General features: G+C 45.5%; 1 rRNA gene. It reads left to right on the top strand.

The window, feature by feature from the left end:
• Positions 1-108: 108 nt before the first annotated feature.
• Positions 109-1,071: ribosomal RNA gene (locus BM024_RS13585) — 23S ribosomal RNA — on the top strand; the annotation flags it as partial.

Genomic DNA, 1,071 nt, shown 5'->3' with positions numbered 1-1,071 from the left:
GTTCATTGACATATTGAAACACTTAAAAACAAATTTTTTAAGAAAGAATAATAAAAATAATATAGAAAGTACGTTTGTGTATAATCGTTTATACACAATCTGTAAGCACATAAGCAAAATAAGGGCGTATGGGGAATGCCTAGGCTCTCAGAGGCGAAGAAGGACGTGATAAGCTGCGAAAAGCTGCGGGGACGGGCACACACCGATTGATCCGCAGATATCCGAATGGGGCAACCCACTATGTTGAAGACATAGTATCCGATAGGAGGCAAACCCGCTGAACTGAAACATCTAAGTAGGCGGAGGAGAAGAAAACAAAAGTGATTCCGCAAGTAGTGGCGAGCGAACGCGGAATAGCCCAAACCAATGTTGTTACGGCAATATTGGGGTTGTAGGACCACGATATTTCTTGCGGCTTTAATTAGAATCATTTGGAAAGATGAACCGAAGAGGGTGATAGTCCCGTATAAGTAAGAAAAGATAAGAATAGTGGTATCCTGAGTAGGTCGGGACACGAGAAATCCTGATTGAATCCGGCGGGACCATCCGCCAAGGCTAAATACTCCTGAGAGACCGATAGTGAACCAGTACCGTGAGGGAAAGGTGAAAAGAACCGTGAATAACGGAGTGAAATAGATCCTGAAACCATACGCTTACAAGCGGTCGGAGCCCTTTAGTGGGGTGACGGCGTGCCTTTTGCATAATGAGCCTACGAGTTACCGTTGCTGGCAAGGATAAGGACTTCAGGTCTGGATCCGTAGCGAAAGCGAGTCTGAATAGGGCGCTTTAGTCAGTAGTGGTAGACGCGAAACCGTGTGATCTACCCATGGGCAGGTTGAAGTTTAGGTAACACTAAATGGAGGACCGAACCGTCAAACGCTGAAAAGTTTTCGGATGACCTGTGGGTAGGGGTGAAAGGCCAATCAAACTCGGAAATAGCTCGTACTCCCCGAAATGCATTTAGGTGCAGCGGTATATTAGTTATATAGAGGTAGAGCTACTGATTGGATGCGGGGGCTTCACCGCCTACCAATTCCTGACAAACTCCGAATGCTATATAATGATTTATAC

The organism is Myroides guanonis, assembly GCF_900114085.1.
GTDB classification, from domain to species: Bacteria; Bacteroidota; Bacteroidia; order Flavobacteriales; family Flavobacteriaceae; genus Flavobacterium; species Flavobacterium guanonis.
This window is presented reverse-complemented; position numbering and strand designations above follow the sequence as displayed.